The organism is Stenotrophomonas sp. PE591, assembly GCF_018320795.1.
GTDB lineage: Bacteria > Pseudomonadota > Gammaproteobacteria > Xanthomonadales > Xanthomonadaceae > Stenotrophomonas > Stenotrophomonas maltophilia.
Genome location: NZ_JAAOKO010000009.1, coordinates 62,531 through 76,576, shown reverse-complemented (window position 1 = coordinate 76,576; position 14,046 = coordinate 62,531). Strand labels below are relative to the sequence as shown.

At 65.5% G+C, this 14,046-nt stretch carries 12 protein-coding genes; 7 read left to right on the top strand and 5 right to left on the bottom strand.

The annotated features are described in order from the left end of the window. Positions 1 to 5 precede the first annotated feature (5 nt). The 4 genes from JLDANKMP_RS18085 to JLDANKMP_RS18070 all read left to right on the top strand — a co-directional run bounded on the left by JLDANKMP_RS18085 (position 6) and on the right by JLDANKMP_RS18070 (position 6,577). A complete protein-coding gene (locus JLDANKMP_RS18085) occupies positions 6 to 1,034 on the top strand; it encodes an SIS domain-containing protein (protein ID WP_005411044.1) in 1,029 nt (342 codons plus the stop codon). Next, positions 1,034 to 2,182 (top strand): N-acetylglucosamine-6-phosphate deacetylase, encoded by a 1,149-nt coding sequence (nagA, locus tag JLDANKMP_RS18080; protein WP_212561788.1) that lies wholly within the window; start codon positions 1,034 to 1,036, stop codon positions 2,180 to 2,182. Before JLDANKMP_RS18085 ends, nagA begins: the two co-directional genes overlap by 1 nt. After that, positions 2,182 to 3,249 (top strand): heparan-alpha-glucosaminide N-acetyltransferase domain-containing protein, encoded by a 1,068-nt coding sequence (locus JLDANKMP_RS18075; protein ID WP_005414487.1) that lies wholly within the window; start codon positions 2,182 to 2,184, stop codon positions 3,247 to 3,249. The genes nagA and JLDANKMP_RS18075 overlap by 1 nt, the downstream gene beginning before the upstream one ends. Before the next feature lie 298 nt (positions 3,250 to 3,547). Then, positions 3,548 to 6,577, top strand: coding sequence for an autotransporter outer membrane beta-barrel domain-containing protein (locus JLDANKMP_RS18070; protein ID WP_212561787.1), 3,030 nt, complete (start codon positions 3,548 to 3,550; stop codon positions 6,575 to 6,577). Between the two features lie 92 nt (positions 6,578 to 6,669). On the opposite strand, the gene JLDANKMP_RS18065 is transcribed toward JLDANKMP_RS18070, so the two are convergent. Then, on the bottom strand, positions 6,670 to 7,062 hold the full coding sequence (locus tag JLDANKMP_RS18065) for a hypothetical protein (RefSeq protein WP_212561786.1): 393 nt from the start codon (positions 7,060 to 7,062) through the stop codon (positions 6,670 to 6,672). After that, on the bottom strand, positions 7,063 to 7,509 hold the full coding sequence (locus JLDANKMP_RS18060) for a hypothetical protein (RefSeq protein WP_212561785.1): 447 nt from the start codon (positions 7,507 to 7,509) through the stop codon (positions 7,063 to 7,065). 411 nt (positions 7,510 to 7,920) lie between these two features. Between JLDANKMP_RS18060 and JLDANKMP_RS18055 the strand changes: the two genes are divergently transcribed. Next, complete coding sequence (locus JLDANKMP_RS18055) at positions 7,921 to 8,958, top strand: S41 family peptidase (RefSeq protein ID WP_212561784.1); 1,038 nt, start codon at positions 7,921 to 7,923, stop codon at positions 8,956 to 8,958. 3 nt (positions 8,959 to 8,961) lie between these two features. After that, complete coding sequence (locus tag JLDANKMP_RS18050) at positions 8,962 to 9,297, top strand: hypothetical protein (protein ID WP_212561783.1); 336 nt, start codon at positions 8,962 to 8,964, stop codon at positions 9,295 to 9,297. An 80-nt stretch (positions 9,298 to 9,377) separates the two neighbouring features. On the opposite strand, the gene JLDANKMP_RS18045 is transcribed toward JLDANKMP_RS18050, so the two are convergent. Further along, positions 9,378 to 10,862, bottom strand: a complete 1,485-nt coding sequence (locus JLDANKMP_RS18045) for an XVIPCD domain-containing protein (RefSeq protein WP_212561782.1) — start codon at positions 10,860 to 10,862, stop codon at positions 9,378 to 9,380. Then, positions 10,859 to 11,497 (bottom strand): hypothetical protein, encoded by a 639-nt coding sequence (locus tag JLDANKMP_RS18040; RefSeq protein ID WP_212561781.1) that lies wholly within the window; start codon positions 11,495 to 11,497, stop codon positions 10,859 to 10,861. The genes JLDANKMP_RS18045 and JLDANKMP_RS18040 overlap by 4 nt, the downstream gene beginning before the upstream one ends. Before the next feature lie 688 nt (positions 11,498 to 12,185). Between JLDANKMP_RS18040 and JLDANKMP_RS18035 the strand changes: the two genes are divergently transcribed. Next, positions 12,186 to 12,620 (top strand): SseB family protein, encoded by a 435-nt coding sequence (locus JLDANKMP_RS18035; protein WP_005411035.1) that lies wholly within the window; start codon positions 12,186 to 12,188, stop codon positions 12,618 to 12,620. A gap of 79 nt (positions 12,621 to 12,699) precedes the next feature. On the opposite strand, the gene JLDANKMP_RS18030 is transcribed toward JLDANKMP_RS18035, so the two are convergent. After that, a complete protein-coding gene (locus tag JLDANKMP_RS18030; RefSeq protein ID WP_100438118.1) occupies positions 12,700 to 13,920 on the bottom strand; it encodes a multifunctional CCA addition/repair protein in 1,221 nt (406 codons plus the stop codon). Positions 13,921 to 14,046: the final 126 nt, after the last annotated feature.

The following is a 14,046-nucleotide window of genomic DNA, read 5'->3' as shown; positions in this document are numbered from 1 at the left end:
CTGCCATGTCGCTGTCAGACCCCACGTCCACCCTGATGTTCGCCGAGGCCGCTGAAGCGGCCGACGTGGTCGCGCGCCAGTTCTCGCGCAACCACGCCACCATGGAAACCCTGGCCGCCAGCCTGCGTGCTGCACCGCCGCCGTTCGTGGTCACCTGTGCACGCGGCAGCTCCGACCACGCCGCCACCTATGGCAAGTATCTGCTGGAAACCCAGCTGGGCCTGGTGGTCGCGTCGGCCTCGCCATCGGTGGGGTCGGTCTACGCCGCACCATTGCAGCTGCGCGGCGCACTGTTCATCGTCATCTCGCAGTCGGGCAAGAGCCCGGACCTGCTGCGCAACGCCGAGGCCGCCAAGGCGGCCGGTGCGCGCGTGATCGCGCTGGTCAACGTCGAGGATTCACCGCTGGCGCAGCTGGCCGACACGGTCATTCCGCTGCACGCGGGTGCCGAAAAGAGCGTGGCGGCGACCAAGAGCTACCTGGCGTCGCTGGCAGCGCTGCTGCAGCTGGCCGCGTACTGGAAGCAGGACAGCAGCCTGCGTGCGGCGCTGGACCTGCTGCCCGACGCGCTGCGTGAGGCGTGGCAGTGCGACTGGAGCGCGGTGACCGAAGGCCTGGTCGAGGCTACCAACCTGTTCGTGCTCGGCCGTGGCCTGGGCCTGGGGGCGGCGCAGGAAGCGGCGCTGAAGTTCAAGGAAACCTGCAGCCTGCATGCCGAAGCCTACAGCTCGGCTGAAGTGAAGCATGGCCCGATGGCGCTGGTCGACCGCGGCTTCCCGGTGCTGGCCTTTGCCCAGCCGGATGAAACCGGCGCCGGCACCCGTGCCGTCGTCGAAGAATTCACCGCGCGTGGCGCACAGGTATGGATGGCCGGTGCTGGCGGCAACCTGCCGGTGGCTGCCGCGCCGCACCCGCTGTGCGCACCGCTGCTGACCGTGCAGAGCTTCTACCGCGCGATCAATGCGCTGGCGCTGCGTCGTGGCTTCAACCCGGACCTGCCGCCGCACCTGAACAAGGTGACGGAGACCGTGTAATGGCGACCGTCCTGCGCAATGCCCGCATCCTGGCGGGCGACGACTTCCGCGATGATCTGGCGCTGGTGATCGAGAACGGTCGCATCAGCGCGCTGTTGCCCGACGCCGCACCGCAGCTCGGCCATGCCGCCGAGCAGGTGGACCTGGGCGGCGGCTGGCTGCTGCCCGGCTTCATCGATGTGCAGGTCAATGGTGGCGGTGGTGCACTGTTCAACAACACGCCCGATGTCGCCTCGCTGCGCACCATCGCGCAGGCGCACCGCCGCTTCGGCACCACCGCGATGCTGCCAACGCTGATCAGCGACGACGTGGGTGTGATGCGCGACGCGATCGCTGCGATGCGCGAGGCGATCACGCAGGGTGTACCAGGCGTGATCGGCATCCACCTGGAAGGCCCGTACATCGCACCGGCGCGCAAGGGCACGCACGATGCCAGCAAGTTCCGCGTGCCGGACGAAGGAGAAATCGCGCTGGCGGCATCGCTGGACAACGGTGTGACCGTGCTGACGCTGGCGCCGGAGCGCGTGCCGCTGGAGACCATCCGTGCGCTGGTCGAGCGTGGCGTGATCGTTGCCGCCGGGCACACCGCAGGTACCTACGAAGAGATCCGTGCCGGCCTGGATGCCGGTGTGCGTGGCTTCACCCACCTGTACAACGCGATGTCGCCGCTGCAGGGCCGTGAGCCCGGTGCGGTGGGCGCCGCATTGGAGGACCGCGACAGCTGGATCGGCATCATCGTTGATGGCGTTCACGTGCACCCGGCCAGCCTGCGCGTGGCGCTGGCGGCCAAGCCGCGAGGCCGCCTGCTGCTGGTCACCGATGCGATGCCGCCGGTCGGTGCCGACGATCCCAGCTACGTGCTGTACGGCGAAACCATTACCGCCGTCGACGGCGTGGTGCGCAATGCTGCCGGTTCGCTGGCCGGCTCGGCGCTGGACATGGCCACCGCGGTGCGCAACACCGTGCAGCTGCTTGGCCAGCCGCTGGCCGAAGCGGCGCGCATGGCATCGACGTACCCAGCGCAGTTCCTCAATGTCGATGATCGCCTGGGCCACATCGCCGAGGGCTACCAGGCTGACCTGGTGCTGCTGGACGACGCCCTGCAGGTGCGGGGTACCTGGATTGCCGGACAGTACGAGGCCGCCTGATGAACAGTTCGCCGCCACGCCGGCTGGGCTCGATCGATGCCCTGCGCGGCATCACCGTGGCGGCGATGCTGCTGGTCAACAATCCGGGCGACTGGAGTGCGGTGTTCGCGCCGCTGCGTCACTCGGAATGGCATGGCTGCACGCCCACCGACCTGGTGTTCCCGTTCTTCCTGTTCCTGGTGGGCGTGTCGATGGCCTTCAGCGTGGCTCCGCGCGCGCAGGATGCGGCGGCGCGACCCGCGTTGGCGCGCGGGGTGCTGGAGCGCGCGCTGCGCATCCTGGTGGCCGGTGCGCTGCTGCACCTGCTGATCTGGTGGGCACTGGATACGCATCACTTCCGCATCTGGGGCGTGCTGCAACGCATCGCGGTGTGCGCGGCGTTGGTGGGCGTACTGGCGGTCTACGCGCGACCACGCGTGCAGGTGGGCGCTTTGATCGCGCTGCTGGTGGGGTACACCGTGTTGCTGCTGGGCATCGGCGACCTGGCGCCGTGGACCAACCCGGCCAGCCGCCTGGATACCGCGCTGTTCGCACCGTGGATCTACCAGTGGCATGCCGATACCGGACTGGGCCATGACCCGGAAGGATTGCTGAGCACGCTGGGGGCGCTGGCCAGTACCGTGCTCGGCCTGCTTGCCGGTGGCCTGCTGCGCAACGGGCGTTCGGCGGCATTGGCAGGGCTGGGCGTGGCGACCGCTGTGCTGGGCCTGCTGCTGGCCGTGGTGCTGCCGTTGAACAAGCAGCTGTGGACGCCCAGCTACGTGCTGTGGACCGGCGGCCTGGCCGCGCTGGCACTGTGGCTGGGCCACGTGCTGATCGACCAGAAGGGTTGGCCGGCACTCGGCCGGCGCTTCGGGGTCAATGCGATCACCGCGTACCTGGGGGCATCGGTGATGTCGGTGGTGCTGATGGCCACCGGGATCTGGGGGGGGATCTGGCAGCAGCTGGCCACCGCGATGCCGCAGGCGCTGGAGCTGGCGTCGATGCTGCAGGCGCTGGTGTTCGTCGCACTGTGGTGGGGCGTGGCGTGGTGGCTGGATAAGCGGAAGATCTACCTGAAGATCTGACCCCACCCGCCAACGGCATCCACGCATGACGTAGATTTACCAGGTGCCGTGAGCGAATCGATTGGCGATGCAGGATCAGTAGATCCACGCCATGCGTGGATGCTTTGCGCGTGATTCCGGATGCCGGAAAAATGAACGATTTCAGCCACATCACATCGGCGTGAGGGCTGGGCGATTTCACATCTGAACTGTGATTTCCCGCACGCAAGTTCACCTATCGAAATGGTTCACCACACGGCAGACTGCAAGCGCCGTGCCGCACATACGCAGTTCCTGATTTCCCGCCCAGGAGTGCCCCATGTACCGTGCCGTTCCGCGTGAGTTCCGTCCGCGCCGCCTTGCTGTTTCCGTGTTGCAGGCCCTCGCCGTTCCCTCCCTGCTTCTGACGACCGCCAGCGTTGCCTGGGCCGGCTGCAACAGCCCGGCACCGACCGCCGGCCAGACGGTCACCTGTGATACAAACGCGCCGAATCCGCAGACCACTCCCGTTACCGCAAATGGTGCGGCCGGCATCACCGTCAATGTCGCCGCCGGTGCACAGCTGCAGCAGAGTGGTGGTGGATCGGCCATCGCGCTGGTCGGCGCCGGTGGTCACCTGCTGTCAAACCAGGGCGCGATCAGTTCGGTCGGCGGTGTAACCGTGCAGCTTGGGGGTGGCAGCCGCGTCGACAACACCGGCAGCATCAGCACCGGCAACAACACCGCCCTGCAGTTCGTCGGAGCGGGCGACAGCGTGCTGGTCAATCGAGGAACGATCAGCGGGCGCACCGGCGTACAGTTCGATGCGGGCAATGATCGCCTCGAGATGCAGAGCGGCAGCATCACCGGCGGCGTCCTGCAGGGCGATGGCAATGATGTGCTGCTGCTCAGTGATGGCACGATCGACAGCGTCGACCAGGGCGGCGGCGATGACCAGATGACCGTCACCGGCGGCGCCGTCACCGGCGTGGTGGCGCAGGGTAGTGGCCGCGATGATTTCATCATGAGTGGCGGCACGATCGGCGCGCTGCAGCAGGGCGACAACATCGATACCTTCCGCATGAGCGGTGGCCGCATCATCGGCGCGTTCGAGGATGGCGACCAGGCCTGGATGACCGCTGGCCGCATCGGCCGCGTCAACATGAAGCTGGACAAGAACCTGTGGGACCAGTCTGGCGGTACGGTTGACGGCAACGTGGTGACCGGCTTCGACACCGACACCATCATCATCTCGGGCACGGCCTACATCGGCGGCAACATCAGTGTCAGTGGCGGCAACGACAGCGTGACCATCACCGACGGCACCGTGCGCGGGCAGGTGCTGCTCAGTACCGGCAGCGACACCTTCAACTGGAGTGGCGGTGGCATCGTCTACGGCGCAATCGACATGGGCCCGGACAACGACGTGGCCAACCTCAGCAACCTCAACCAGGGCAACCTCGGTGCGGTGCCGCTGTTCGACGGTGGCAGTGGCATCGATCAGCTCAACTTCAACAACGTGAAGACCACGGGCGTGGGCCGCTTCCAGAACTGGGAGACGATCAGCCTGGCCAACAGTACAGAGCTGACCTTCGATGGCGATCTGGTGCTGGGCGACAGCGGAACCGGCACCGGCACGCTCAAGGTGGATGACACCAGCACCGTCTACGCGGGCAGTGGCAGCCATGCCGTCCGTCCGTTCAACAGTGGTGCACTGGTGGAGATGGTCAATGCCGGGCGCATCGACCTGACCGGTACTGGCGCCGGCGACGTGTTCACCGTGCGTGGCAACTACCGCGGTGACGGTGGTGGTCTGTACCTGCGCACCGTTCTGGGGGCGGACAATTCAACCAGCGACCGCCTGGTGATCGATGGTGGTGCCGCCACCGGCACGACCGGCATCGGCGTGCTCAATGCCGGCGGCAGCGGCGCTGCCACGTTGGCCGATGGCATCCTGGTGGTGCAGGCCTTGAATGGTGGCCGCACCGCGCCGGGCGCGTTTTCGCTGTTCGCGCCGGTGGCGGCCGGCGCCTACGAGTACTTCCTGTTCAAGGGGGGTGTCAGTGCCGGTACCAGCGAGAACTGGTACCTGCGCTCGACCCTGGTGGCCGGCCCGGCACCAGCGCCAAACGGAAGCGGTATCAATGGCGTGCCGCCGCCGCCGACGCCACCCGTCGCACCACCGCCACCGATCACCCCGGCACCGCCGCCGCCGCCCGAAGGCGCCACCGATCCAGACCTGACAGCCGGCGAGACCGCACCACCGCCGCCGCCACCGGAACCGGCGCCTGTGGCGCCGCCCAGTGATCCAGCGGTGCCGGACGTGCCGGTGGCCGGCGGTGCGCTGCCCGGAACCGGTACGCCGCCGACGCCGGGCGCACGCCCCGCTGAGGGCGCAGTGGTACCGCTGTACCGCGTGGAGACTGCTGCCTATGCCGTGGTGCCGCCGCTGCTGCGCGAGACCACGCTGGCCAGCCTGGGTACCTTCCACGAGCGGCAGGGCGAGCAGCGCCTGCTGTACAGCCAGGGTGCGTTCCGCACCGCCTGGGGCCGTCTGGTGGGCCAGAGCAGTGAGATCCACTGGAAGGGCGATGCGCAGCCGGGCTTCGATGGCGATGTGATGGGCCTGCAGGCCGGCCTCGACGTGTGGGCTGCTGCTTCTGACAACCACCGCAACCAGATCGGCGTGTTCGTCGGCCGCACCCGCGCGCAGGGCAAGACCACCGGCCTGGCACTGGGTTGGGAGAATGTGCAGGTGGGCCAGAACCGCCTGGACGACAAGCACGTGGGCCTGTACTGGACCTTCACCGACAGCAGTGGCGGCTACATCGACGCCGTGGCGATGCAGAGCCGCTACGACGGCCGCGTACGTTCCTCGCGCGGGCTGGGCTTCGGGATCAAGGGTAATGGCACCAGCGTGTCGGTGGAGGCGGGCAAACCGCTGCTGCACTTCGGTCAGTCCGCATGGTGGCTGGAACCGCAGGTGCAGGTGATCTGGCAACGCACCTCGCTGGACGACCGCCGCGATGCGGTGTCGAGCGTACGCTTCGACAACGACAACGCCTGGACCGGCCGCATCGGCCTGCGCCTTGCCGGCGACTATCAGCTGGCCGACAACGGCTGGCAGCCGTACTTCAAGCTCAACTACTGGCATGGCCGTTCCGGCGAGGACCGTATCCGCTTCGACGATGACGTGATCTTCAATTCGCAGCGCTCGCGTGCACTCGAAGGCGGCGTGGGTGTGGTCGGGCGTTTCAACCGCACGATCAGCGCCTATGCCGTGGCCGACTACACCCGCGAACTGGGCGGTGACCGCAACGAGAAGCGCCGCATCATCGAAGGCAACATCGGCCTGCGCGCGGACTGGTAGCGCGTGGTACGGGTGTCATGACCCGCTCTGGTGGGTGTCGACCTTGGTCGGCACATTCTGGAATATCGTTCGCTCTGGACGATTGGGAATTGCTACGAATTGATGAATCCGTAGATGAGATTACCTTTTTCGAAATGGACATGAAGAATGGCTTCGCTGGGCTCGCCATCCCCGAGGAGATAGCACTCAACTGCAATGTCACCATCACCATAGTCATACGTGGTCATCAACGGTATCAAGTCGCCTGCTGCGCCGTACGTAGGTAGAGGGATGGAAATGGCGGCACCTTCTAGGAAGTACACCGGCAGAAGCTCGTAGATTTCCAGAATCATGACTGAGGTCAGGTCAAAGTCTTCCTGCAGTGTGCTGCTATCCCGATCCGATAGCGCCTGCACGAATTTTCGAAGTAATTCATATCTCTTGTCGTCCAGGGCTTGATCTGATTGCTTTCTCATGGGTCGATTTTTTTTGTAGGGTTCCAACATCTAGCAGCATTCATTGGCTCGTGTCGGCAGCAGCTCGGGCGCGACCAGCGCCCCAGCATGATCGGCCAACACCATCACCGCATGCAGCAACCCTTCCTCCACCTGCGGCGGACACTGCGCCTGCGCATCATCCATCTCACGCGCCGACTGCGCCGCCAACAGCACACCCCCACACGCAGACACCGCCGCCAGACAGCGCGTCGCCTCAGCCAACTCCCGGCCACGCGCCTCGCTGAGTTGCCGTTCGCGCCAGATCTGACCATCGGCAGCGTGGCTGTGCGTGATGCCGCGCAACCGCGCAAAGAATGCGGAGGGCGGCGCCTGTTCGTGGACTTCGGTGAGCGCGTCTTCCAACGCTTCGGCTGCCGTAGTGGACAGCTGCAGGCAGGGCAACGCAACGCCGAGCAGTGCCTGCAGGCGTGGATAGGTGGGGTAGGACGTGTTCATGACGGCACCCTCACGGAGCAAGGCCACCTGCGGCATGCAAGGTGGCGGGCGGTGCGGGTTGGCGTGCCGGTCAAAATCAAAGAGAAAAAAAGCCGACGGATCACGAGGACCCCCACGCACCGCCCGCCATGGGCGAGCCGGTGCATTGTCGTGATTGCCGCAACGACGGCAACCCGTTTTCCTTGATGTTTGATTCAGGACGCCAATCCCGGCCGGCACAAGGGGCGCCGACGGAGGCAACCTTCTCGCGTTCTACGTGGTGATGACATGGGCAAAGTTGCAATCTACTGATCGCGTGCAAGCTGTCTTGCTGCAATCCGCGGCGGAGCCAGATACGACAGTCCGCGCATGGCGAAAGCCATCACCTGCGGGCTATGCTGTGCGCCTGCCTCAACGACAAGGAAACGTCACATGCAGGTTCGCAAGGGAGTGCGTCGCATTGGTGCGCTGGTGATCGCGCTGGTGGCTGCCAACGCCATGGCCGATACGCCCAAGGCAATCGAGTTGCCCTCGCCGGAGGCGGAGGCCGAGATCCTCAACCTGCTTGAACGGCAGGCGCTGTATCGCGACCGGGTGGACTGGCCTGCCACCCGCACACGACTGCAATCGGTGCAGGGCGACCCCGTGAAGCGGCTGGCGTTGCTGCGCGAAGCCATTGCGGTCAGCACTGGCAATCATGGCGTATGGACGACGACCCAGCGCCAGAGCGAATCCCTTGCGCGCGCGCAGCAGGTCGGCGCCGCCGCCGTGGAAAGGGCCAAGGCCGCCGATGCGGTGGATGCGCGCATCGGCTGGCTGGTCATCGAGGGATATGCCTCCACGCCCGGCGCGACGCCACAGGAAGCGTTCCGTCAGAACATCCAGCGCGCCGCGCGGTGGCAGCAGGTCATCCGCAGCAAGGACGACGGCATGCGCTGTGGCTGGATCGTCGACCTGCGTGACAACAGCGGTGGCAACATGTGGCCGATGCTGCTGGGCATGGCACCGCTGCTGCGCACCTCGGTGGTGAACAACGAAGATGTGGGGTCGTTCGAAACCGCACAGGGGCCGGAGCGCTGGACGTTGACCGCGACCGCCGTGCAGCGTGCAGGCAAGCCGGTGCTGGACTTCGGCCAGACCGGCTATGTGCTGCGGCAGCCTGGCGCGCCGGTGGCGGTGCTGTTCGGACCGCGTACCGGCAGTTCGGGCGAGGCCTCGGCACTGGCGTGGCGTGGCCGCGCGCAGACGCGCAGCTTCGGCCAGCCGACGGCAGGGGTCTCGACTGGCAACAACGTGCGCACACTGGCCGATGGCAGCCGCCTGTTGTTGACCACCACCGTGATGCGCGACCGCAATGATCGTGGTGATGGGTTGAATATCGAGCCCGACCAGCGCATCGAGGGTGATGCCGCCACCCTTGCCGCCGCCCAAGCCTGGCTGCTGGCCCAACCCGCCTGCCAGGGCCGCTGATCCATGATCCTGATCGGCCAGCAGGAGCGGGTGGTGGTGGTCGGCCCAACCGAAGCCCACCACTGCCTGCGCTGCCAGACGGAAACCGAGTTCGCGCCCCAGCTGCGCTACAGGATGGCGCGCATCGACCTGCTGTTTGGCCTCACCTACCATCGCCGCTACGAGCTGGCCTGCAGCCGGTGCGGGCACGGCTGGGTGCTGGACACCGACACCATGGACCAGCAGCTGGGTGGGGTGCCGATCCCGTGGCGGCACCGCTTCGGCCTGCCGCTGATGCTGGTGGTGGTGGTAGGGCTGGCGGTGGCCGGATGGATGTGGCGGAACCTGTACTCCTCCTAGGGAGAGGGCGGGCCGACACAGCCTCAGCAGGCCGTTCCAGCGGGCGCCAGCCTCCGGTGGGGCCAAGCCATCAGGCTGGCCTAGCCCATGCGCATCGCTGTTCGGGTCTGCTCTTGGGTTTGCTCTTGCTGAGCGACCTGCTGTGCCTGCGAAATCTGCTCGACCTTGGCGAGCGACTGATCTACGGGTGTATTGACGGCCTCGCTGACCGCGATCGATGCCCTCAGGTGTGCCGGATTGTCGAGCGCTCCCTGCACGACGAACATGCGAGGTCCTGATCCATCGCTGGGAGGGTTGCCCAAGACAACATGATCGACGCGTTCCAGGCCGCTGCGCTTGGCCGTTGCAAGCAGGCCGGCCGTCACGCGCTCACTGGTTTCATCGAAGCCGCGCCCGTGCCTGGCATCCACGGCCGATACACCGTCGCGAATCTGCCGGTAGAGCGCATGGTCGGGGTGGCCTTCCTTTCGGGGATCCAGGCCTGCCTTGTCCAAGGTTGATTCTATGCTCTCCTGCAATGGGCTCTTGGGAGCGAAGCCTGGGTTGCTCAGAGAGGGCGAGCCCTTTTCGGTTGCCTCTTGGACCGAACGCTCCCCAGCCTTCAATGCACTTTCTGCGTGCTGCACGGCTTCGGCTTCGCGACGGGCGTACGCTCCGGCTTCCCCGGTGCCGCGAAGGCAATTGACCCCGTCGCGCAGGAGTCCAGGGCCACCGCCGACAAGTACGGTCGCCCCCAGGCGCAACTGGTGGATGTCTTTGCGATACTCCGCTATCCGGCGTAGGTCCTCGGCATCAGTGATCCGCGCCCCGGGGTCGTCCAGTACGGACTGCACTGGGCCCTTGTCGGTCATACGGTCAATGAAGTGAACCATTCGATGGGAATCACCCAACTGGACCGCAACCGCAGCGGACATGACATGGCCGCTTTTCATCCCAAGCGATACGAGCGAGGCGATGCGCTGGCCCTGCTCGGCATCGCGCAAGACTCCCAGTTCCTTGGGGAGCGCGTACATCTCAACCTTGCCGTAATGAGGGCCGGCCGCACTAACCAGGTCGCCCGCCATCACATGGTTGGTGAAGGGCGCCGCATTGGCCGGCTGGCCTTCAGGCAGGCGATACGCCAGCCCCGCAGCGCCGTAGGGATTGAAGGCGTCGCCAGGAAGATTGTAGTGGTGGGCAGTGATCTGCGAGAGTGCGCCGCCTAGGGAATGTCCAGTGACGTACACCGGACCATATCCGTTTTCCTCAGCTTGCTTGATTGCCTGCTTGGTCAGTACGAGGGCATCATCAATCTGTGCGTTGACTCTGGCGCTGACCATCGCTGCGTCGACGCCGCCATCAAGTATGGCCTGGCGATCAAACTCGGTGCCTCGGTGGGCGATGATGATCTCGTTGGTCTTGATGTTCCGGTACACAACGCCTTGATAGCCGCTGACTGCGTCACGTCGCCCTAGAACTTCGAAGTCTTCACCATCAACGCGCAGCGATTCCTTATCGCCTGGAGCTGGATGTGACGGTGGGGAGTAGGCTGCATTGGCTAGGGCTGCATTGGTTAGAGGTCTCATGGGGCGATTCCTTTCGAAGGAGACGATATCTCTATGGCAAAGTACTTCTGCTTCTCGATATCAGACAATCTGTTGTAGCTATACTGGGACTGCGTTCGCACCCACCCAGGCGTCGAACTCTTTGTTTGCAGGGTCATTTGACTGTCTGCGTACGAAACCGACGTGAGTAGTTTCTTCAGTTCGAGATGGTGGACGGCAACTGATATGAAGCCTTCGCGTCCCTCGGAAATGACTGGGAATGAAGCTCGAATGATGCTGGGTTTCCATTCGCATGGCCCGCGCCCGTAATAGTCAGCGACTGCCATGCCGTCCTCGAACACGGTGCTGCTGAACTCGGTTGCACTGACGCGTTGTACTGGGAACTCTACTGAGTGCCGTTGGGGGGCGTACTGCACACCCTCGTAGTTGTTGATCGGTGGGAGGCAGAGCGGGTCTATCTCGTAGGAGACGAAAACCTTCGGGAGGGTGAGCTCCACAGGCGCATCGTGGACCCGGATCACAATCGGTAGCGCATCCTTGGGTGCAGGATTCTCGCGATAGACCGGGTATGAGCGTTCCTTGTTGCATCCGGAAACAGCCAGTGTGATCAAGGCGATCAACGCCACGTGAGTGAGGGGGGGGGAGGGTTTCAGCATGAGCGGTCCATGTCGCTGATTGAAGTAGGCGCCTCTTCAGGGTTACTACGGGGCACGGTTCTCTGCGCGTGAGGATACTGGCAGGATTGCCCTGATCCTTGATCGGCTGGACAGGAGGGATGGCCGAGGAAGACGGCGCGATGTACCGCGTTAAGGGGCACATGCGACAGGTTGTCCCGCTCGTGCTGCCAGCTTCCTTGGCCTCCATCCATGCAGGCCTGTGGCGCGAGGCCTCGCGAGGTAGCGTTCATCGGCGTTCCATTGCTCTACGTCATACGACTATACGACCCGCTCCAGCCGTGCTCAAAGCTCTTGGTCATGCCAGTCTCAACGTCCTTCCAGGATTGAGTGGAGCGGCGCCGGCACACGGTCACAAGCGAATTGGACACATTGACGATTTCGTCAGACTGTCGAAGCAGGCCTTAACAATTCCCCCGTCGAGCGGTTCAGGTGGGGTAGCAGGGTTCTAGCATCTGCGGCCGGCCGTATCCTGCCCGCCATGCTTTCCTCCCAAAGCTATCAAGACTTCCGCACGGCCCCGAATTCCTATGGCGGGGCCCAGGCCGGTGAGCGCTGGGCGCTTTGGTACATCGGCCGCTGAAGCCCCGCGCGCCCCTGCCGACACGCTGCCGTGCCTCACACCCGGACTGCTAAAGTTGCAGCCTGCAACCACGTACCGGAACCGACCATGGACCACGACACCCCGTTCGAACCCCTCAACGACCTCGAGGTGCGCCTGCTGCAGGCCCAGGACGGCACGCTGACCGCATCGCAGTTCCTCGATGGCCTGCTGACCTCGACGGCGTTCGTGCTGCTGGACAAGGCCATCGGCGAAGACGGTGCCTGGGACGAGAGCATCTCGCCGCTGGTGCTGACCAGCGAGAGCGGCGAGCCGATGTTCGCGGTGTTCACTGCGCCTGAGCGCGCTGGCCTGTGGCATGAGCAGCTGCCGCAGTTCGCCCACGCCATGCCGATCGCGGTGCACGCGCTGCTGGCCGGGATCGGCGACGGCGTCGGCCTGGTGCTGAACCCCGGCCTGGACGTGGGCATGGAGATGATTCCCGATGCCGTGGCCCAGCTGAAGCAGCGGGCGGCGGCGATCACCCGCGGGATGGCGCATTGAAGCCAGCGATATAGGGTTGCCGGCCAGCGGCCGGCACTACCCATGGGAGTCGGTGCGCGGCCGCCACGGCGGTTGCGGATCAGCGGGCGGCGGCGATGGCTTTTACGCGCGCCTTGGCCAACGCTTCACCGATGGCCGGGCCCTTCAGATGGGTGGTATCCAGGTCCCGCGCCTGTACTGACAGTGCCGCCTGGTGCAGGCGCTTGAGCGTTTCGCCCTGCGGGTAGTCGGCGTCCTCGAAGCCGAGCCGGCCGCGTTTGTCGGCCTCGCAGCACAGTGCGATGCGGGCCACGCGCTCCGGCCGGCGCAGCGCATCACAGCGGCCCAGTAGTTCCAACACGGTGGCATCGCGGAGTTCGTCGATGCGGTGCACGTTCAAGTGCTCCCGGCAGACCGCTTCGGCCAGCTGCTGGTGCTCGGCGGGAATCTTCAACCGCGCGCACAGTGCCTTCAGGGGTTTGATGCCGCGCTGTTCGTGCATGATGTGGCGCGGCCACTCCTCCGGCGGAGTCAGGCCCTTGCCGAGATCGTGGGTAAGCGCGGCAAAGCCGACCAGGTCATCGCCGGGGGCCAGCTTCGCCGCCATGTCGCTGACCATTTCCTGGTGGATGCCGGTATCGACTTCCGGGTGGAATTCGGCACGCTGCGGCACGCCATACAGCGCTTCCAGCTCGGGCAGGATAGGGCCCAGTGCATGTGCATCGTGCAGCGTGCGCAGGAAGGCGGAGGGCCGCTCACTGACCAGCGCCTTGCGCAGTTCCTGCCACACTCGCTCCGGCACCAGTGCATCCAGTTCGCCACTGGCGGCGATCTCGCGCATCAGCGCCATGGTCTCTTCGGCGACGGTAAAGCCCAGCGGCGCGAAGCGCGCCATGAAGCGCGCCGCGCGCAGCACGCGCAACGGATCTTCCACGAACGCAGGGCCGACATGGCGCAGCACGCGCTGCTCGATATCACGCACGCCACCGTAAGGATCGACCAGCGCCCCGCTGTCTTCGTCGCAGGCAATCGCATTGATGGTGAAGTCGCGGCGCTGCAGGTCTTCTTCCAGCGTCACTCCCGGGTCGGCATCGACCACAAAGCCGCGATAGCCGCGGCCGGATTTGCGTTCGGTGCGCGCCAGTGCGTACTCCTCACCGGTCTTTGGATGCAGGAATACCGGGAAATCGCGGCCGACCGCGGTGTAGCCCTGCGCTTCCATCTGCGCGGGCGTGGCGCCAACCACCACCCAGTCGTGGTCGCCGGCGGGGCGCTGCAGCAGGCGGTCACGTACGGCGCCGCCGACAAGATAGATCTTCATGGCTGGAATCATCGCATGCCCGGCGCAGATGCACCGGTAGTGCCGGCCGCTGGCCGGCAACGGCAGTCACACCGAAGCTGCCGGCCAGCGGCCGGCACTACCGATACAGCGGCCAGCCTGATCCAG

Excerpts from the sequence above, each read along its gene's own strand:
- JLDANKMP_RS18085 (WP_005411044.1), top strand. The coding sequence starts at position 6 with ATGTCGCTGTCAGACCCCACGTCCACCCTGATGTTCGCCGAGGCCGCT.
- nagA (WP_212561788.1), top strand. The coding sequence starts at position 1,034 with ATGGCGACCGTCCTGCGCAATGCCCGCATCCTGGCGGGCGACGACTTC.
- JLDANKMP_RS18075 (WP_005414487.1), top strand. The coding sequence starts at position 2,182 with ATGAACAGTTCGCCGCCACGCCGGCTGGGCTCGATCGATGCCCTGCGC.
- JLDANKMP_RS18070 (WP_212561787.1), top strand. The coding sequence starts at position 3,548 with ATGTACCGTGCCGTTCCGCGTGAGTTCCGTCCGCGCCGCCTTGCTGTT.
- JLDANKMP_RS18065 (WP_212561786.1), bottom strand. The coding sequence starts at position 7,062 with ATGTTGGAACCCTACAAAAAAAATCGACCCATGAGAAAGCAATCAGAT.
- JLDANKMP_RS18060 (WP_212561785.1), bottom strand. The coding sequence starts at position 7,509 with ATGAACACGTCCTACCCCACCTATCCACGCCTGCAGGCACTGCTCGGC.
- JLDANKMP_RS18055 (WP_212561784.1), top strand. The coding sequence starts at position 7,921 with ATGCAGGTTCGCAAGGGAGTGCGTCGCATTGGTGCGCTGGTGATCGCG.
- JLDANKMP_RS18050 (WP_212561783.1), top strand. The coding sequence starts at position 8,962 with ATGATCCTGATCGGCCAGCAGGAGCGGGTGGTGGTGGTCGGCCCAACC.
- JLDANKMP_RS18045 (WP_212561782.1), bottom strand. The coding sequence starts at position 10,862 with ATGAGACCTCTAACCAATGCAGCCCTAGCCAATGCAGCCTACTCCCCA.
- JLDANKMP_RS18040 (WP_212561781.1), bottom strand. The coding sequence starts at position 11,497 with ATGCTGAAACCCTCCCCCCCCCTCACTCACGTGGCGTTGATCGCCTTG.
- JLDANKMP_RS18035 (WP_005411035.1), top strand. The coding sequence starts at position 12,186 with ATGGACCACGACACCCCGTTCGAACCCCTCAACGACCTCGAGGTGCGC.
- JLDANKMP_RS18030 (WP_100438118.1), bottom strand. The coding sequence starts at position 13,920 with ATGAAGATCTATCTTGTCGGCGGCGCCGTACGTGACCGCCTGCTGCAG.